14 protein-coding genes are annotated in these 19,381 nt (G+C 65.9%); 12 read left to right on the top strand and 2 right to left on the bottom strand.

What is annotated here, in order from left to right:
- Together OPV09_RS26185 and OPV09_RS26180 are read right to left on the bottom strand one after the other, a co-directional pair.
- Positions 1-1,197: a DUF418 domain-containing protein gene (locus OPV09_RS26185; protein ID WP_338679794.1), complete on the bottom strand. Its 1,197-nt coding sequence runs from the start codon at positions 1,195-1,197 to the stop codon at positions 1-3.
- Positions 1,198-1,205: 8 nt separating this feature from the next.
- Positions 1,206-1,808: a TetR/AcrR family transcriptional regulator gene (locus OPV09_RS26180; protein ID WP_070301157.1), complete on the bottom strand. Its 603-nt coding sequence runs from the start codon at positions 1,806-1,808 to the stop codon at positions 1,206-1,208.
- A 195-nt stretch (positions 1,809-2,003) separates the two neighbouring features.
- Here OPV09_RS26180 and OPV09_RS26175 point away from each other — a divergent pair, with 195 nt between their 5' ends.
- The 12 genes from OPV09_RS26175 (at position 2,004) to OPV09_RS26120 (ending at position 19,371) form a co-directional block, all read left to right on the top strand.
- Positions 2,004-3,446, top strand: a complete 1,443-nt coding sequence (locus OPV09_RS26175) for an IgA Peptidase M64 (protein ID WP_338679793.1) — start codon at positions 2,004-2,006, stop codon at positions 3,444-3,446.
- A 426-nt stretch (positions 3,447-3,872) separates the two neighbouring features.
- Positions 3,873-4,058 (top strand): hypothetical protein, encoded by a 186-nt coding sequence (locus OPV09_RS26170; RefSeq protein ID WP_046684276.1) that lies wholly within the window; start codon positions 3,873-3,875, stop codon positions 4,056-4,058.
- Positions 4,055-4,837, top strand: coding sequence for an enoyl-ACP reductase FabI (fabI, locus tag OPV09_RS26165; protein ID WP_338679792.1), 783 nt, complete (start codon positions 4,055-4,057; stop codon positions 4,835-4,837). The genes OPV09_RS26170 and fabI overlap by 4 nt, the downstream gene beginning before the upstream one ends.
- Before the next feature lie 10 nt (positions 4,838-4,847).
- Complete coding sequence (locus OPV09_RS26160; protein ID WP_338682378.1) at positions 4,848-6,293, top strand: efflux transporter outer membrane subunit; 1,446 nt, start codon at positions 4,848-4,850, stop codon at positions 6,291-6,293.
- Positions 6,294-6,311: 18 nt separating this feature from the next.
- Positions 6,312-7,385: an HlyD family secretion protein gene (locus OPV09_RS26155; RefSeq protein WP_338679791.1), complete on the top strand. Its 1,074-nt coding sequence runs from the start codon at positions 6,312-6,314 to the stop codon at positions 7,383-7,385.
- Positions 7,386-7,387: 2 nt separating this feature from the next.
- Positions 7,388-10,132, top strand: coding sequence for a ribosome-associated ATPase/putative transporter RbbA (rbbA, locus tag OPV09_RS26150; protein ID WP_338679790.1), 2,745 nt, complete (start codon positions 7,388-7,390; stop codon positions 10,130-10,132).
- Between the two features lies 1 nt (position 10,133).
- Positions 10,134-11,258: an ABC transporter permease gene (locus OPV09_RS26145; protein ID WP_034746452.1), complete on the top strand. Its 1,125-nt coding sequence runs from the start codon at positions 10,134-10,136 to the stop codon at positions 11,256-11,258.
- Positions 11,259-11,305: 47 nt separating this feature from the next.
- The gene (locus OPV09_RS26140; RefSeq protein ID WP_338679788.1) at positions 11,306-13,570 is read left to right on the top strand and encodes a DUF3141 domain-containing protein; all 2,265 of its coding nucleotides are present in this window, start codon (positions 11,306-11,308) and stop codon (positions 13,568-13,570) included.
- Between the two features lie 9 nt (positions 13,571-13,579).
- Positions 13,580-14,995 carry a bifunctional enoyl-CoA hydratase/phosphate acetyltransferase gene (locus tag OPV09_RS26135; RefSeq protein WP_338679787.1) on the top strand — a complete coding sequence of 472 codons (1,416 nt, stop codon included), beginning with the start codon at positions 13,580-13,582 and terminating at the stop codon, positions 14,993-14,995.
- Positions 14,992-16,209 carry an acetate/propionate family kinase gene (locus OPV09_RS26130; protein ID WP_338679785.1) on the top strand — a complete coding sequence of 406 codons (1,218 nt, stop codon included), beginning with the start codon at positions 14,992-14,994 and terminating at the stop codon, positions 16,207-16,209. Before OPV09_RS26135 ends, OPV09_RS26130 begins: the two co-directional genes overlap by 4 nt.
- 214 nt (positions 16,210-16,423) lie before the next feature.
- On the top strand, positions 16,424-16,900 hold the full coding sequence (locus tag OPV09_RS26125) for a hypothetical protein (RefSeq protein ID WP_338679784.1): 477 nt from the start codon (positions 16,424-16,426) through the stop codon (positions 16,898-16,900).
- A gap of 164 nt (positions 16,901-17,064) precedes the next feature.
- Positions 17,065-19,371 (top strand): M43 family zinc metalloprotease, encoded by a 2,307-nt coding sequence (locus OPV09_RS26120; protein ID WP_338679783.1) that lies wholly within the window; start codon positions 17,065-17,067, stop codon positions 19,369-19,371.
- The last annotated feature ends 10 nt before the right edge of the window (positions 19,372-19,381 follow it).

Genomic DNA, 19,381 nt, shown 5'->3' with positions numbered 1-19,381 from the left:
TTAGCGCCGCCAGCGCGGCCACGCGGCGACCGTCAGGGCCCGCAGCAGCCACTCGACAGGGCCATAAGCGTGGCCGCGCAGCCACCAGCGGCTCAATGGCAGCTGCGCGCAAAAGATGATGGCGGCCAGCGCCAGGGTGCCCAGCGGCGAGACGCTGCCCATCAGCCGCGCGCCATACGCGAGGAACAGCACGGCGCAGATGGCCGACTGCAGCAGGTAGTTCGACAGGGCCATGCGGCCTGTATCGCCCAGCAGCGCAAACAGCGTGCCGTCGCGCAGACGCTCGAACAGAGATAGGGCTAATGCCAGGTAGGCGCCCGCCAGCAGCGGAGCGGTGGCCAGTCCCACGGCCAGTCCCGCCACCTGCCATGCCTGGCTGTCACCATACACGGAGGTCCACGCATAGAAGGCGGCGCCGGGCAATCCCGCCAGCGTGCCGGCCCGCAGCAGGCGGCCGCGCAGCGGCAGATAGTCGCTCGCATGCAGCAGCATCTCGCGCTTGCCGGCGGCCAGGCCGCACAGGAACATGGCCAGCGCACACGGGGCCTGCACCAGCAGCAGGACGAGCCAGATGTCATTGAGTTCGCGCAGGTGCTGATGGATGACGGCGGCTGGCGTGGCGCGGTAGGCGGCCAGCGCGCTTGCCGCCTTTTGCGCCATCGCCACGGCCAGCTGCGCGGCGTCGCCCGGCGGCTGCAGGCTTTGCAGCCAGGCCATGCCTGCCCAGAATGCGACGCAGACGGCGACGAGCACCAGCGCCAGGGACAGTGCCTGGCGTTCGCCGCAGCGGTGCAGCGCCAGCAGCATGATGCCCAGCAGAGCGTAGGTGGTCAGTATGTCGCCATGAAACAGGAACACGGCGTGCAGGGCGCCGATCAGCCACAGGCCCGCTTGCCGGCGCAGCATGCGCGGCACGAATGGCGCATCGGCGCGCGCGGCCGCCTGCAACTGCAGGGTGAAGCTGTAGCCGAACAAAAAAGAAAACAGCAGGTAGAACTTGGTTTCGAACAGCAGGGCGACGAGGAAGTGCGTGGCGCGGTCCACGCCGCCGTGAAAGGCGGGATCGGTCAGGCCCAGGCCGAACCAGGGCGTGGCGAAGGCGCCGATATTGACGACCAAAATGCCGAACAGGGCGCAGCCGCGCAGGGCGTCGACGTCGGCGATGCGCGCGGGCGGCGTACTCGGTGAGCGGCTCATGGCGGCGCTCATACCAGGGCAGGGCGCAGGAAGCGCGCCAATAACAGGTGCAGGCTGGCCCGCTGCGCCAGCGGCGCGTAATCGGGATCGACGGCGACGCGGTTGAAGATGCCATCGATCAGCGCGGCGATCCAGCCGGCCGTTTGCGCGGGGGCCAGCGCGGCGTCGACCTGGCCCTGCGCGGCCGCCTCTTCCAGCAAGGTTTGCACGCCGCCGCGCAGGCTGGCGTCGTTGCGCGCCACCCTGACCGCGATGTCCGTATCGCGCATCGCCTCGGCGGCAATGTCCAGCGCCAGTCCCGCAAAGTCCGCGTCGGCCGCCAGCGCCAGCACCAGGTCCATGAAGTCGAGCAGGGCGCCGTAGGCATCGGCACTGCCTTGCACGCCCGCGAAATAGGCGGCCGTCTCGCTGCCTTCCTGGTCGACGATGGCGGCGATGATCGCTTGCTTGGTGGGGAAGTAATGAAACAGGTTGCCGGGGCTCATGCCCGCCTGCGCGCAGATGGCGGCGGTGCTGGTCTGGTGAAAGCCCTTGTGCGCGAAGCAGTGGCGCGCGGCGGAGAGAATGGCGTCGCGGCGTGCCGCGTGTTTATCGGGATCGATGGTGCGCATGGACTTACCTTTAATTAATCGACTGGTCAGTCTAATATATGCCGATTGCCTTGCCGGGTCAAGCTGGCCACTTTGCACGTCCCCTTCCTGTCGCTACAATGTGCCGCAGCGGTTTTTCCCGCGCCTGCCGGCAGGCCCGCCGATTGTTTGGAAAACCGATCCCTTCACCTGTTTTTCTACCGTTTTAGGAATGACATGCAGCAGACCCCGATTCGATCCTTCCTCTGCGCGCTGGCGCTGGCCGCCGGCATCGCCCCTGCCGCGCAAGCGGCCAGTGCCGCCCAGCCGGCCACCATGCGCCTCGATTACCAGCACAGCGGCAATGCGCTGGGCGAGCATTATGCGGTCGAGCGCGTGCTGGTCGAGCCCCTGCCATGGGCGGGCAACCTGGCGCGCCCCATCGATGACAGCAACCGCGGCAACAATATGCTGGAAGTGGTCGACATCAAGTCAGGCAAGGTGCTGTATTCGCGCGGTTTTTCCACCATCTTCGGCGAATGGGCCAGCACGGATGAAGCGAAAACCACCACGCGCGCGTTCCAGGAATCTGTGCGCTTCCCGCAGCCCGAGCAGCCCGTGCGCGTGCGCATTCTCAAGCGCGACGAGCGCGGCCTGTTTTCCATTGTGTGGAGCACGGACGTCGATCCGGCCGCGCAGGACGTGATACGCAAGCAGCCGCCGGCGCCCGTCAAGCCGATACCGATCCGCATCAGCGGTCCATCGTCCGACAAGGTCGACCTCTTGATCATGGGCGATGGCTATACGGCGGCCGAAATGGGCAAGTTCGAAGCGACGGCGCGCAAATTGGCCGAGCATCTTTTCACGGTGTCGCCGTTCCGCGAGCGGGCCAATGACTTCAATGTGTGGGCCATGGCCGCGCCGACGCCGGAGTCGGGCGTGTCGCGTCCATCGACGGGCGTGCATCATGCGTCGCCCTTGGGCACGCGCTACGACATCTTCGGCAGCGAGCGTTATGTACTGACGGCGGACAACCGCGCATTGCGCGACCTGGCGCAGTACGCGCCGTATGAATTCATCGAAATCCTCGTCAATAACGATACCTACGGCGGTGGCGGCATCTTCGGCCAGTTCAGCACGGCGGCGGCCAACAGCGACTGGGCCAATTACCTGTTCGTGCACGAATTCGGCCACCATTTCGCCGGCCTGGCCGACGAGTACTACACTTCTCCCGTGGCCTATCAGTCGAATGGCGAACGCCAGGAACCGTGGGAGCCGAACGCCACGGCGCTGCGCGATCCGGCCAGGCTGAAATGGAAGAACCACGTGAAGGCGGGCACGCCGCTGCCGACGCCATGGCCGAAGGAGGCGTACGACAGCCATGCGCGCGAATACCAGAAGCAGCGCGCGGCTTTGCGCGCGGCCAACCGCCCGGAAAGTGAAATGAGCGGCTTGTTCAAGGCCGACCTGGCGTACACGCAGCAGCTTTTCTCGAAAGCGCCGCAGCGCCATGCGGTGGGCGCCTTCGAAGGCGCGCACTACGAGTCGTCCGGCTATTACCGGCCCGAGATGCAGTGCATCATGTTCGACCGCAGCGAGACGTTCTGCTCCGTATGCCAGGATGGCATCAGCACCATCATCGACCTGTATTCGCGTCCTGCATCGGCGCCGGTCAAATAAAGTCGCTCCTGTCATTCCAGTAGTGCATGGGGCCATGTTGCATCGCAATAGCATGGCCCCGATTTTTCCCGCTTCCCGCCTGGCGCCGCGCGCCAAGTCGCCCCACCGCTTGTTTTCCAGGCAATCCCCCTTCTTTTTGTGCGGCCGCTTTTCTGTGCGCCAGCCCCACGGAGTTATCAAAAAGGCACCGCGATTCGCTTGCTTGTCAATTAGTTCATTTAAATAATATTGATGTAGAATTTGATGTATATCAATGTTGCATTGCCGCAATCGCACTTATAGTTGACCTAGCTCAAAACGATAAGCATGCGGACCGGACTCATCGCGAATCACGTATCTAAATGCTGTAGAGTAATTTTCGCCCTGTACCAGTTCCCCGAGAATGCACTGGTGCCGGCCTCGAATTTCAGTAACGGAAGCCGATTCATGAAGATGCAGACCCCCGCGCCTGACGCGTGCAGTACCCTCCATCCCCACACTCCGATTGCCTTGCCGTATGCGCGCGCTGGCGGCGTTACGCTGGCCATGTGCGCCGCCGCCATGCGCGCCGGCGCCGTGCGTAGCGTGCAGGCGGCCACGCCGTGGCCCGCCCTGCGTCCAGTCCCGGCATGACGGCCCCCTTGCAGCAGCTGTCTTTGCAGGGCAAGCGGGGGCTGGTGGTGGGCATCGCCAATGCGCAAAGCATCGCCTGGGGCTGTGCCAACGCCCTGCGCGCGGCCGGCGCGGAACTGGCCGTCACCTGGCTCAATGACAAGGCGAGAACGCACGTGGAACCGCTGGCGCAGCAAGTGCAGGCGTCGATCATGGCGCCGCTCGACGTGGCCGTGCCGGGGCAATTGGAGGCGCTGTTCGCGCAGATCGAACGGCAGTGGGGGCGCATCGACTTCGTCGTCCATTCCATCGCCTATGCGCCGAAACACGATTTGCATGGCCGCGTGACGGACAGCTCCGCCGACGGCTTTGCGCAGGCGATGGATGTCTCCTGCCACTCCTTCATGCGCATGGCGAAACTGGCCGAACCGCTGATGCCGGACGGCGGCAGCTTGATGACCATGAGTTATCTGGGCGCCGAGGAAGTCATCGCCGACTACGGCCTGATGGGGCCCGTGAAGGCGGCGCTGGAAGCGTCCGTGCGTTACCTGGCCGCCGAACTGGGCCCGCAAGGCATCAGAGTCAACGCCATTTCGCCGGGGCCACTGGAAACGCGGGCCGCTTCCGGCATCGCCCATTTCGACCGCCTGATGGCCGACGCCATCGAACGTTCGCCCATGCGCCGCCTAGCCACCATCGAGGACGTGGGCGCGCTGTGCGCCTTCCTCGCCGGCGGCGGCGCGCGCGCCATCACGGGCGGCACCCTGTACGTCGATGGCGGCTACAACATTCTGAATTGACTGGAAGATGATGACCATGGCTGTTCTTACCTTGCCACACCACGCCATGCTGGCCGCACTGGCAGCCACGCTGGCCCTGGCCGGCTGCGCCTCGATGGCGCCGGCGTATGCGCCACCGCCGCTGCCCGTGGCGGCGCAGTATCCGGAAACCGATCCCGCCGGCGCGCATGCGCCCGACGTCGCCTGGCAAAGCTATTTTGCCGATCCACGTCTGCAGGCGCTCATTGCGCAGGCGCTGGCCAGCAACCGCGACATCCGCATCGCTGCCTTGCGCGTGGAAGAGGCGCGCGCCGCGTATGGCATCCAGCGCGCGGAGCAATTTCCCACTATCGCGCTGGGCGCCTCCGGCAGCCGCGCACGCATGCCAGATGACCTGAGTCCGACGGGCCGCGCCATGACGAGCGCGCAGTACCAGGCGGGCTTGAACGTGAGCGCCTGGGAACTCGATTTCTGGGGCAGGGTACGCAGCCTCAAAGACAGCGCGCTGCAAACCCTGCTGGCCAGCGACGAGGCGCGCCGCGCCGTCGGCGTGGCCCTCGTGGCGCAGGTGGCCAATGGCTACCTGGGCTTGCGCGAACTCGATGAGCGCGTGGAACTGGCGCGCGCCACGGTCGACAGCCGCGCCGAATCGCTGCGCATCTTCACCCGCCGTTTTGAAGTGGGGTCGATTTCCAAGCTGGACCTGACGCAGGTGGAAACCCTGCTCAGCCAGGCCCTCTCGCTGTCGGCTCAGCTGGAACAGGCGCGCGCCGTGCAGGCGCACGCGCTGGCCCAGCTGGTGGGCGGCCCCGTCGATCTGACGCCGGTGGCTGAGGTGCGCCGTTTCGACGACGCCAGCGTGCTGCAGCCGCTGCATGCGGGCTTGCCCTCGGCTTTACTCACGCAGCGTCCCGACCTGATCGCGGCCGAACACCAGTTGCGTGCCGCGCAAGCCAATATCGGCGCCGCGCGCGCCGCCTTCTTCCCGACGATTTCACTGACGGCCGCCTACGGCACGGCCAGCGCGGAATTGAACGGTTTGTTCGACTCGGGCAGCGGCGCCTGGAATCTCGCGCCGCGCATGGTGCTGCCGATCTTTGACGCGGGCCGTTTGCGCGCCAATATGGACTTGGCCGAGGTGCGCCGCGACGTGGCCGTGGCCAATTATGAAAAGAGCGTGCAGGGCGCGTTCCGCGAAGTGGCCGACGCGCTGTCGAACCGGCGCTGGCTGGCGCTGCAGGTCGACATCGGCAAGACGACGTTGGCGGCGCAGAGCGAACGGGCGCGCCTGGCCAAGCTGCGCTACGACAATGGCGCCGCACCCTACCTGGAAGTGCTCGATGCGCAGCGCGACTTGCTGACGGTCGAGCAGCAGCTGGTGCAGACGCGCCGCGCGCTGCTCTCGAGCCAGGTCAGCCTGTATGCGGCCCTGGGCGGCGGCGCGCCCGTCGCCTCCGCCGCCGCTTCCACCCACTAATTTGATCGCCCCGATACCATGAATGCTCAATTGAAGAAAAAACTCATCCCCGCGGCGCTCGTCGTGGCCGTTCTCGTGCTCGGCTATGTGGCCTGGCAAAAAATGCGTCCCACCGGTCCTGGCGAAGGTTTTGTCAGCGGCAATGGCCGCATCGAGGCGACGGAAATCGATGTCGCCACCAAGCTGGCCGGCCGGGTCAAGGAGATCCTCGTGCGCGAAGGCGACTTCGTCAAGGCCGGCCAGCCGCTGGCAACCATGCAGGTGGACTCGCTGGCGGCCCAGCGCGACGAGGCGCGCGCGCGCCAGCAGCAGGCATCCGATGCGGTGGTCGGCGCGCAGGCGCAGGTGGCCGTGCGCGAGAGCGACAAGGCGGCCGCGCTGGCCATGGTGGCGCAGCGCGAAAGCGAACTCGATGCGGCCAAGCGCCGCCTGGCCCGCTCCGAAACCCTGTCGAAAGAAGGCGCTTCCTCGGTGCAGGAACTCGACGACGACCGCGCCCGCGTGCGCAGCGTGGCCGCCGCCCTGAATGCGGCCAGGGCGCAGGTGACGGCGGCGCAGGCGGCCATCGACGCGGCCAAGGCGCAGGTGGTCGGTTCGCGTTCCGCCGTCGTGGCGGCCGAGGCGACGACGGCGCGCATCGACGCCGACCTGGCCGATGGCCAGCTGGCGGCGCCGCGCGACGGCCGCGTGCAATACCTGGTGGCGCAGCAGGGCGAAGTGCTGGCCGGCGGCGGCAAGGTGCTCAACCTGGTCGACCTGTCCGACGTCTACATGACCTTCTTCCTGCCCGAGACGGCGGCCGGCAAGGTGGCGCTGGGCGGCGAAGTACGCATCATCCTCGACGCGGCGCCCCAGTACGTGATTCCCGCGACGATCTCGTTCGTCGCCGCCAGCGCGCAGTTCACGCCGAAGACCGTGGAAACGGCCAGCGAACGCCAGAAACTGATGTTCCGCGTGAAAGCGCAGATCAGCCGCGAGCTGCTGCAAAAGCATCTGGCGCTGGTGAAAGTGGGCTTGCCTGGCGTGGCCTGGGTGCGTCTCGACGGGAAGCAGGCCTGGCCCGCTGAACTGACGGCGAAGGTTCCGCAGTGACTGTGGCTTCCACTTCCCCTGTCGTCAGCATCCGCGGCGTCAGCCAGCATTACGGCAAGACGGTGGCGCTGGACGGCATCGACCTCGATGTGCCGGCCGGCCGCATGGTGGGCTTGATCGGTCCCGATGGCGTGGGCAAATCGAGCTTGCTGTCGCTGGTGGCGGGCGCGCGCGCCGTGCAGCAGGGCACAGTGATGGCGCTGGGCGGCGACATGCGCGATGCGCGCCACCGCGACGACGTCTGTCCGCGCATCGCCTACATGCCGCAAGGCCTGGGCAAGAATCTGTATCCGACCCTGTCGGTCGAGGAAAACCTGCAGTTTTTCGCGCGCCTGTTCGGCCACGACGCGGCCGAGCGCCGCCGCCGCATCGACCAGCTGACCCGCAGTACGGGTTTGCAATCGTTCCTCGCGCGCCCGGCCGGCAAGCTGTCGGGCGGCATGAAGCAGAAGCTGGGCCTGTGCTGCGCGCTGATCCACGATCCCGACCTGCTGATTCTCGACGAGCCGACCACCGGCGTCGATCCGCTGGCGCGCGCCCAGTTCTGGGACCTGATCGCCGGCATCCGCGTGCAGCGCCCGCAAATGAGCGTGATGGTGGCCACGGCCTACATGGACGAGGCGCAGCGCTTCGATTGGCTGGTCGCCATGGATGACGGCAGGGTGCTCGATACGGGCACGCCGGCCGAACTGCTGGCGCGCACGGACAGCGGCAACCTGGAAGCGGCCTTCATCAAGCTGCTGCCGGAAGCGAAGCGCGCGGGCCACCAGCCCGTCGTCATCACGCCGCTCGATGCCGCCAGCGCGCAGGACGTCGCCATCGAGGCGCAGGACCTGACCATGCGCTTCGGCGATTTTACGGCCGTCGACCATGTGAATTTCCGCATCGGCCGCGGCGAAATCTTCGGCTTCCTGGGCTCGAACGGCTGCGGCAAGTCGACCACCATGAAGATGCTCACGGGCTTGCTGCCCGCGACCGAGGGCAAGGCCTGGCTGTTCGGCAAGCAGGTCGATTCCAGCGATATCGACACGCGCCGGCGGGTCGGCTACATGTCGCAGGCGTTCTCGCTGTACAGCGAACTGACGGTACGCCAGAACCTCGTGCTGCACGCGCGCCTGTTCCACGTGCCAGAGGGCGAGATACCTGCGCGCATCGACGAGATGGCGCAGCGCTTCGACTTGGGTGCGGTGATGGACGACTTGCCCGACAGCCTGCCGCTGGGCATACGCCAGCGGCTGTCCTTGGCCGTGGCCATGGTGCACAAGCCGGAAATGCTGATCCTCGACGAGCCGACGTCCGGCGTCGACCCCATCGCGCGCGACAATTTCTGGCGCCTGATGATCGAGCTGGCGCGGCGCGACCACGTCACCATTTTCATCTCCACCCACTTCATGAACGAGGCCGAGCGCTGCGACCGTATCTCGCTGATGCATGCGGGTAAAGTGCTGGTCAGCGATGCGCCGGCCGAACTGGTGCGCAAGAAGGGCGCGCCCTCGCTGGAAGCGGCTTTCATCGCCTACCTGGAAGAGGCGGGCGGCGGCACGGCGCCGGCGGCGCAGGAAAGCGAGGCGCCCGTGCAGAAGGCGGAAGCGGTCGCACCGCAACAGGAGCGTAGGCGCAGCCGTTTCAGCCTGGGCCGCATGCTCAGCTACATGTGGCGCGAAACGCTGGAATTGCGCCGCGATCCCGTGCGCCTGACCCTGGCGCTGGGCGGCTCCGTGCTGCTGCTATTCGTTATCGGCTTCGGCATCAGCCTCGATGTGGAAGACTTGAGTTACGCGGTGCTCGACCACGACCAGACGACGTTGAGCCAGAATTACACGAACAACCTGGCCGGCTCGCGCTATTTCATCGAACGCCCGCCGCTGCGCGACTATGCCGATATCGACAAGCGCATGCGCAGCGGAGAACTGTCGCTGGCCATCGAGATCCCGCCCGGCTTCGCGCGCGACGTGCAGCGCGGCGCGCCGGCCCAGGTGGGCGCGTGGATTGACGGCGCCATGCCGATGCGCGCGGAAACCGTGCAAGGCTACGTGCAGGGCATGCATCAGCTGTGGCTGGCCGACCAGGCCTTGCACCGCTATGGCATCACGATGAGCAACCCCGTCGCCATCCAGACGCGCTACCGCTACAACCCCGACGTGAAAAGCCTGCCGGCCATGGTGCCGGCCGTGATTCCCCTGCTGCTGCTGATGCTGCCGGCCATGCTGGCGGCGCTGTCCGTCGTGCGCGAAAAGGAACTGGGTTCCATCATCAACCTGTACGTGACGCCCGTCACGCGCCTGGAATTCTTGCTCGGCAAGCAGGTGCCCTACGTCGTGCTGGCCATGTTCAACTTCCTTCTCATGGCGCTGCTGGCGGTGACCGCTTTTGGCGTGCCGGTCAAGGGCAGCCTGGCGACCCTGATCGGCGCCACGTTCATCTTCAATATCTGCGCCACCGGCATCGGCCTGTTCGCCTCGACCTTTACGCGCAGCCAGATCGCGGCGCTGTTCGTGACCATGATCGGCACCATGATCCCGGCCATCCAGTTTTCCGGCCTGCTCAATCCCGTTTCGTCGATGGAAGGCGTGGGCAAGGCCATCGGCCTGATGTACCCGGCCACGCACATGCTCAATATCAGCCGGGGCGTGTTCAACAAGGCGCTGGGACTGGGCGACCTGCACGCTTCGTTCTGGCCGTTGATCGTGGCGATCCCCGTGATTCTCGGCGTGACCGTGGCGCTGCTGAAGAAGCAGGAGAGCTGATATGCGCCACCTTGAAAATATCTACCGCCTGGGCGTGAAGGAAATCTGGAGCCTGATCCGCGATCCGATGATGCTGATCCTGATCCTCTACACGTTCACACTGGCGATCTACGTGGCCGCCACGGCCAAGCCGGAAACGCTGCACATGGCGTCGATCGCCATCGTCGACGAGGATGGCTCGCCGCTGTCCGGGCGCATCGCCTCGGCCTTCTTCCCGCCCCAGTTCACGCCGCCGGCCATGATCAACCAGAGCCAGGTCGACGCGGGCCTCGACGCGGGACAGTACACCTTCGTGCTGACGATTCCGCCCAAGCTGCAGGCCGACGTGCTGGGCGGACGCCAGGCGGAACTGCAGCTGAACGTGGACGCCACGCGCATGAGCCAGGCTTTCAGCGGCAGCGGCTACATCCAGCAGATCGTCGCCGGCGAGATATCGGAATTCGCCAAGCGCTACCGGGGCGCAACCGTCTCGCCCGTGGAGCTGGTGATGCGCGCGCGCTTCAACCCGTCGCTGAGCCAGGCCTGGTTTGGCTCGCTGATGGAGCTCATCAACCAGGTGACGATGCTGTCGATCATTTTGACGGGCGCGGCGCTGATACGCGAGCGCGAACACGGCACCATCGAGCATTTGCTGGTGATGCCCGTGACGCCTGCCGAAATCATGCTGGGCAAGGTATGGTCGATGGGCCTCGTGGTGCTGCTGGCCGCCGCCCTGTCGCTGAACCTGGTGGTGCGCGGCATGCTGCACGTGCCCATCGAAGGCTCGATCGCGCTGTTCCTGTGTGGCGCGGCCCTGCACCTGTTCGCCACCACGTCGATGGGTATTTTCCTCGCCACCGTGGCGCGCAGCATGCCGCAGTTCGGCATGCTCCTGATCCTCGTGCTGCTGCCGCTGCAGATGCTCTCGGGCGGCAGCACGCCGCGCGAAAGCATGCCTGAACTGGTGCAGAACATCATGCTGATCGCCCCGACCACGCATTTCGTCGAATTGAGCCAGGCGATCCTGTACCGGGGCGCCGGCATCGACGTGGTGTGGAAACCGTTCCTGGCCCTGCTGGCCATCGGCACGGCCCTGTTCACGTTTGCCCTTGCCCGTTTTCGCAAGACCATCAGCCAGATGGCGTAGCTCCCGCGCCGGAATGGTCCGGCGTTTTTTGCATGAAAAGGATAGCCATGAAGACTGAAGCTGCACCATTTTTCTCCACCGGCGGCTTGCCGTCGCTGGGCGTGCTGGGCGACTATGCGCGCGATTCGTGGCAGCGCATTGTGCTGTACGCGGACGTGATGCGCCGGCGCGGCAATCAGTACCAGGAGCACATGGCCGAGGAAGTGCCGAATGTGCTCGACTTCCCCGCCGAACTGGTGATGTCGGGCCTGGAACTGGCGCGTCCCGTCAACTACGGCCTGGCGCGCATCCTGACGCCCGATGCGCCCGAACCTGATCCCTCGAAGCGGCCATTCGTCGTCGTCGATCCGCGCGCCGGCCATGGTCCCGGCATCGGCGGCTTCAAGGCCGAGAGCGAGATCGGCGTGGCCCTGCGCGCAGGCCATCCGTGCTACTTCATCGGCTTCCTGCCCGATCCCGTGCCGGGGCAGACGGTGGAAGACGTGATGCACGCCGAGGCGGCCTTCCTGGAAAAAGTCATCGCCCTGCATCCGCACAGCGAGGGGAAACCCGTCGTCATCGGCAATTGCCAGGCGGGCTGGCAAATCCTCATGACGGCGGCCATGCGCCCGGAATTGTTCGGTCCCATCATCGTGGCAGGCGCGCCCGTCTCGTACTGGGCCGGCTGGCATGGCCGCAATCCGATGCGCTACGCGGGCGGCCTGATGGGCGGCAGCTGGGCCACGGCGCTGGCGGGCGACCTGGGCAACGGCCGCTTCGACGGCGCCAGCCTGGTGCAGAATTTCGAAAAACTGAACCCGGCCAACACGCTGTGGAGCAAGCAGTACAACTTGTACGCGAACATTGATACGGAAGCGCCCCGTTACCTGGAATTTGAAAAATACTGGGGCGGCCACGTCTTCCTCAACGACGTCGAGATGCAGTACATCGTCGACAATCTGTTCATCGGCAACCGCCTGGCCACGGCCGAATTGATCACCTCCGACGGCGTGCGCCTGGACTTGCGCAATATCCGTTCGCCCATCGTCGTGTTCTGCTCGAATGGCGACAACATCACGCCGCCGCCGCAGGCGCTGGGCTGGATCACGGACCTGTACCGCGACGACAAGGACGTGCTGATGCACGACCAGACCATCGTGTATGCCGTGCACGACAGCATCGGCCACCTGGGCATCTTTGTATCGGCCAAGGTGGGGCACAAGGAACACCAGAAATTCGCCAGTAATATCGACCTGATCAACCTGCTGCCGGCCGGCATCTACGAAGCGCGGATCGTCGACAAGACGCCCGATACGCCGAACGCGGACCTGGCCAGCGGCGACTACGTGCTGCAGGTCGAGCACCGCGGCATCGACGACGTGCGCGCCATCGTGCAACCGAGCGTGGAAAACGACCGCAAGTTTGCCGCCGCCGCGCGCGTGTCCGAAGTGAACCTGGCCCTGTACCGCACGTTTGCGCAGCCGTGGGTGCGCGCCATGGTCACGCCGCAGACGGCGCGCTTCCTGCAGCTGGCACACCCGCTGCGCGTGTCGTACGAGCGCTGGACCGACCATAATCCGCTGGCCAGGCTGGTGGCCAGGGAGGCGGAAAAAGTGCGCGCCCAACGCCAGCCGGTAGCGCCCGACAACCCGCTGCTGGCCATGCAGGAAGCCATTTCCGGCGCCATCACGGCCGGCTTGAACGGCTGGCGCGACTGGCGCGATACGGTACAGGAAACCACCTTCGACCTGGTGTACGGTTCGCCGCTGGTGCAGGCGCTGACGGGACAGGCCATCGGCGATACGACGCCGCCGCGTCCCCATCCCGGCATCTCGCCCGAGCATTGCGAATACGTGCGCTGCGAAACGCGCAAGATGGACGAGGACATGCAGCGGGGCGGCCTGGTGGAAGCGGCCGTGCGCGCGCTGTTCTATATCTACCGCTTCCGCATGATCGCCGACGAGCGCAGGGTCAACCTGGCCCTCAAACTGATCAAGCCGCAATACCGGCAGGACGTCGGCATGGAGGAGTTCCGCGGTATCGTGCGCCAGCAGGCACGCCTGATGCTGCATGATTTCGATGCGGCCATCGCCGCCTTGCCGGCCTTGCTGTCGCGCGCCGACCCTGACGACATCGGTGCGCTGGCCGAGTGGCTGCAGCAAGTGCTGCAAGTGCCCGAGGCGCCGACGCCGGACGAGGAAGCGAGCCTGCAGCAGATGCTGGATGTTTTCGACCGCGCGGTCAAGGCACAGGCGAAGGCGCTGCCGCCGGACGCGCGCCCATCCGCTACCGGCCCCAAAGCCAAACCGGCCAAACACATTACCCCTGTATAGAAGACCACGATGACTACTTCCCAAGACGATGATTTGAATATCGTACGCAACCGCACCTTCGACCAGATCGCCATCGGCGACACGGCCAGCATCACGCGCACCCTGAGCATGGACGATATCGCCCTGTTCGCGGTGATGTCGGGCGATGACAACCCGCAGCACCTCGATACGGAATTTGCCGCCGCCACCCGCTACCAGGGCGTGATCGCGCACGGCATGTGGGGCGCTTCCCTCATTTCCGCCGTGCTGGGCACGCGCCTGCCCGGCGCCGGCACCGTCTACACGGGCCAGACCCTGCGCTTTTTGCAACCGGTGCGCGTGGGCGATACCCTGGCCATCAGCGTCACCGTCACGGCGCTGGAACCGCGCAGCCGCCACGTGACCCTCGCTTGCCGCTGCGTCAACCAGCATGGCGCTGTGGTGCTCGAGGGCGAGGCGCAGGTGATCGCGCCCGCCGAGCAGATCGAGCGGGCGCGCGCCACCTTGCCCGAAGTGCGCCTGCATAACGGCGACGGCACGCGCCGCCTGCTCGAGCACGCGCGCACCCTGGGCCCGATCAGGGTAGCCGTGATCCATCCTTGCGATGAACTGAGCCTGTCCGGCGCGCTCGACGCGCATGCGGCCGGCCTGATCACGCCCGTGCTGGTGGCCCCGCGCGCGCGCCTGGAAGCGGTGGCGGCCGAAGCGGGCCTGAGCCTGGACGGCATCGCCATCGAGGACGTCGAGCATAGCCATGCGGCCGCCGCGCGCGGCGCCGAACTGGCGGGCAAGGGCGAAGTGGAAGCCTTGATGAAGGGCAGCCTGCACACGGATGAACTGATGTCGGCCGTGCTGTCGGCCAGCGCCGGCCTGCGCACCAAGCGCCGTATCAGCCACTGTTTCCTGATGCAGACGCCCGCGTATCCGCGCCCCTTCATCATCACGGATGCGGCCATCAATATCGCACCGAACCTGGCCATGAAGGCCGACATCGTGCGCAACGCCATCGACCTGGCCCACGTGATCGGCGTGGCCTGCCCGCGCGTGGCCATCCTGGCCGCCGTGGAAACGGTGAACGCGGACATGCCGGCCACCCTGGACGCGGCCGCCCTGTGCAAGATGGCCGACCGTGGCCAGATCACGGGGGCCATCCTCGACGGCCCGCTGGCGTTCGACAACGCCGTGTCGATCGCCGCCGCCACCGTCAAGGGCATCGTCTCCGAGGTGGCGGGCCGCGCCGATATCCTGCTGGTGCCGGACCTGGAAAGCGGCAACATGCTGGCCAAGCAGCTCGAATACATGGGCGACGCGGACAGCGCCGGCATCGTGCTGGGCGCGAAAATTCCCGTCATCCTCACCAGCCGGGCCGACTCGCGCGCCAGCCGCATCGCTTCGTGCGCCATCGCCGTGATGCTGGCCAACCATTACCGGAGCACGCCGCCATGAACGCAGCAGTCCAACATGCCGATGGCACCCTGATCCTCGTGCTCAATTGCGGTTCGTCGAGCATCAAGTTCGCTCTGTTCGAGCAAGCGGGCGGCGTGCTGCCGCAGCAGGCGCAATGGAGCGGCAAGGTCGAAGGCATCGGCCGCGAAAACGCCACCTACCGCGCCGGCGGCCTGCCTGCCGTCGGCCTGCAGCTCGATCCGCAGCAGCCGCATCATGCGGCGCTCGAATACATCCGCGCGCAAGTGGTGGCGCAGCTGGACGGGCGTCCGCTGCGCGCCGTGGCGCACCGCGTGGTGCATGGCGGCAGCAAATATTTCGCCCCCGTGCGCATCGATTTTTCCGTGCTGGCCGACCTGAAAAGTTATGTGCCGCTCGCGCCCCTGCACCAGCCGTTCGCGCTGGAAGCCATCGAGGTGCTGCTCGAATCGCGGCCCGACATCGCCCAGGTGGCGTGCTTCGACACGGCCTTCCACCACACGGTGCCGCAGGTCGAGCAGATGCTGGCCCTACCTTACGATGCGTGGGAACGGGGCTTGCGCCGCTATGGCTTCCACGGCCTGTCATACGAATACCAGTCGCTGGTGCTGGAGCAGCGTTTTGGCGCTGCCGCGCGCGGCAAGGTTATCGTGGCCCACCTGGGCAGCGGCGCCAGCCTGTGCGCGATGGAGAATTTGCACAGCGTGGCCACCACCATGGGCTTTTCGGCGCTCGATGGCCTGATGATGGGCACGCGCTGCGGTTCGCTCGATCCGGGCGCCGTGATCTACCTGATGGAGATCGAAAAACTGTCGCTGGAAAAAGTGGCGCACGTGCTGTACCACGAGTCGGGCTTGCTGGGCGTATCGGGCGTGTCGGCCGACCCGCCCATCTTGCTGGCGCAGCAGGACCGGCAGGATGCGACGGGAGAACGCATCCGCGCCGCGCTGGCTTTATATATCCGCCGCATCGTGCGCGAGATCGGCGCCCTGACGGCCGTGCTCGGTGGGCTGGACATGCTGGTGTTTACGGCCGGTATCGGCGAGCACAGCGCCGAGCTGCGCCAGCGCATCTGCGACGAGCTGGGGTTTATCGGCCCCGTGCTTGACGGGGAGGCGAATGCGCGCAATGCCAGCCGCATTTCCACCGATGCCAGCCGCATCGTGGTCGGTGTGGAGCCGGCCAACGAGGAATGGGTGGCTGCCCGCCACGCGGCGCTGGCCGTGGGCGCATGAGGCTATGAGACCTGCATCGCACCCAGTGGGAAATTTGCTGATTTGCACATATTTTCCGTTGAGTGCGCTAACGCACTGTGTGGTTTGCCAGATATCTTTACTATGAAGTCATGCCATTGCGCTACATCAAGAAACAGCGCGATGCCTGGCAAATTTTGAGCATTTTGCCCGCCTTTAGTAAGAATAAAATTAAACCATATTGAAAGGTCTCATCATGAACAAATTACTCGCCACCCTGATCGCTACCCTGTTTGCCACCGCTGCCATCGCGCAAACGTCGCCAGTGACCCCAGCCGTTGCCAGCGCCCAGGCGTCTGCGCAGCATGACATCAACAAGGCTGCCAACAAGGAAGCCAAAGTCGATGCCAAGGCTGACGCCAACGTGGCCAAGGCCGAAATGAAGGCCGACGAAAAGAAAGCCGACGCCCAGCACAAGGCAAATAAAACCAAGGCCAAGGCCCACGACAAAGTGGTCGACGCCGATCCGGAAGACAAGATGAAGGCGCAAGCCAAGGCTGACAAAGCTGCCGCCAAGGCCGATGCGAAAGCGGGCAAAACCTCCGTGAAAGCGGACGCCAAGGTCGCCAAGGAAAAAGTGGAAGCGAACGCCGATAAAGCCATCGCCGCCACCAAGACGGAAGAAGCCAAGGCCAAGGCCGACGCTGAAGTCAAGGCCGCCGCCGCCAAGTAATGCACCGTTTGCGGGCTTCGGCCTGCAAGCCAAAAAGACAGCTTCGGCTGTCTTTTTTTTCGTCCGCCACTTTTCCCTGGCGCCGCTTGCCAGCCTTGATCTCGCGCAAGTGCTCCTCTTTTCGCCGTGCCATAGTGAATTGGCAAATAGACGAAGGAGACATCATGAGCACCGCTAAAACGAAAAAAACGCCGGCCACCAGTTCGGCCGAAAGCATGCCAGCCATGCCGGTCGAGGGCGATGTGCAGGCCGATGCCCAGGCGGCGGATTCCATGCCGGGGCCGCGCCTGGGCGTGTCGTACGCGGACCAGGCGGCGCTCACCCAGGGCGCGGCAGCCGTGTATGCCGGTGCCATGCCGGGCGGCGGCATGCAGCAGCCATCGCAGGGCATGGCGGGCGCCAGTTGCATGCAGGTGGGCGTTGGCGGTGGCATGGGAGGCGATGGTGGCGGGAGTGGCGGCATGGGCGGTGATGGAGGACAGGGCGGCGGGCAGGGGGGCGGCACTCCGCAGAAGCGCACCTGCGCCACGATGGACGTGCATCGCCGCCTGCTGACCGAAGATCCGGCGTACGCGAACGTGCGCGCCGATATTGAAAACCTGGCGGGACTGTACGAGGGCGACGCCAGCATTGCCGGGCGTTCCGGCGTGACGCACATTCCGGTGGTGGTGCACGTGGTGTGGAATACGGCCGAGCAGAATATCTCGAATGCGCAGATCGCCAGCCAGATCGATGTGCTCAATCGCGACTTCCGGCGCGTCAACCCCGATGTCAACAGCACGCCGGCGCCATTCCTGCCGTTGACGGCCGATGCGCGCGTGGAGTTCGCGCTGGCCACGACCGATCCGCATGGCGCGGCCACCAGCGGCATCGAGCGGCGCCAGACGACGGTGGCCTCGTTTGGCGCGGACGATGCGGTCAAGTCGCAGGCGACGGGCGGCATGGATGCCTGGCCGGCCGACAGTTACCTGAATATCTGGGTGTGCCAGCTCGGTGGCGGCTTGCTCGGTTACGCGCAGTTTCCTGGCGGCCCGGCCGCCACCGATGGCGTGGTGATCCTGCAATCGGCCTTTGGCACGACGGGCACGGCGGCGCCGCCGTTCCACCTGGGGCGCACGGCAACGCATGAAATCGGCCACTGGCTGAACCTGAACCATATCTGGGGCGACGACGGCACCGGATGCTCGGGCACGGACAACGTGGCCGACACGCCGAACCAGGGCGGGCCGAACACGGGCCAGCCTTCGTTTCCCCAGGTGTCATGCAATAACGGACCGAATGGCGACATGTTCATGAACTACATGGATTACGTCGACGATCCCGCCATGTTCATGTTCACGGCGGGCCAGGTGGCGCGTATGCAGGCTTGCCTCGATGGCCCGCGCGCCAGCATCGGCACGGGCGGTACTGGCGCAGGCGCCACGCCACGCCAAAGCTCCTCTCCCGTCGTGGCCTGGGGGGCAAGCCGCCTCGATGTCTTCGTCGTTGGCATGGACCGCGCCCTGTATCACAAGGCCTGGAATGGCACGGCCTGGGCGCCGTCCGTCAGCGGCTATGAAGCCCAGGGCGGCATTTGCACCAGTGCGCCGCAAGTGGTGTCGTGGGGGCCGAACCGGCTCGACGTGTTCGTCACGGGCACCGACAGCGGCTTGTTCCATAAGTGGTGGAACGGCACGGCCTGGGGACCGTCACTGACCGGCTATGAAGCGATGGGCGGCCTGTGCGTGGGCGACCCGCGCGCCGTGGCCTGGGGGCCGAACCGCCTCGACGTGTTTGTCGTCGGCACGGACCGCGGCCTGTATCACAAATGGTGGAACGGATCGGCCTGGGGGCCGTCGCTGACCGGGTACGAAGCCATGGGCGGCATCTGCCTGGGCCAGCCGGAAGCTGTGGCCTGGGGGCCGAACCGCCTCGATGTCTTCGTCGTCGGCATGGACCGGGCCCTGTACCACAAGTGGTGGGACGGCACGGCCTGGGGACCGTCGCTGACGGGCTATGAACGGCTGGGCGGCATCTGCACCTCGTCGCCGAAGGCCGTGGCGTGGGGACCGGACCGCCTCGACGTCTTTGTCACGGGTACCGATGGCGCGCTGTACCATAAATGGTGGGATGGCGCGAAATGGGGGCCTTCCAACGATGGTTTCGAGCGCCTGGGCGGTATCTGCGTGGGCGAGGTGGAAGCCGTGTCGTGGGCGCCGGACCGGCTCGACCTGTTCGTCATCGGCACGGACAGCGCCCTGTATCACAAGGCCTGGAACGGCACGGCCTGGTCGCCTTCCCTGACGGGCTTTGACAACCTGGGCGGCGTGTGTACTTCGCGTCCGCGCGCCACGGCCTGGGCGCCGGACCGCCTCGACGTGTTTGTCACGGGCACGAATGGCGCGCTGTTCCACAAGGCTTGGAACGGCGGGGCCTGGTCGCCCTCCGTGAGCGGCTATGAAAACCTGGGCGGCGTGGTATCGTGCTTTTGAGGGAGGGATC

This window comes from Janthinobacterium sp. TB1-E2, assembly GCF_036885605.1.
Classification (GTDB): Bacteria; Pseudomonadota; Gammaproteobacteria; order Burkholderiales; family Burkholderiaceae_D; genus Janthinobacterium; species Janthinobacterium aestuarii.
The sequence above is the reverse complement of the archived record's forward strand: the minus strand, read 5'-3'. Positions and strand labels throughout refer to the sequence as shown.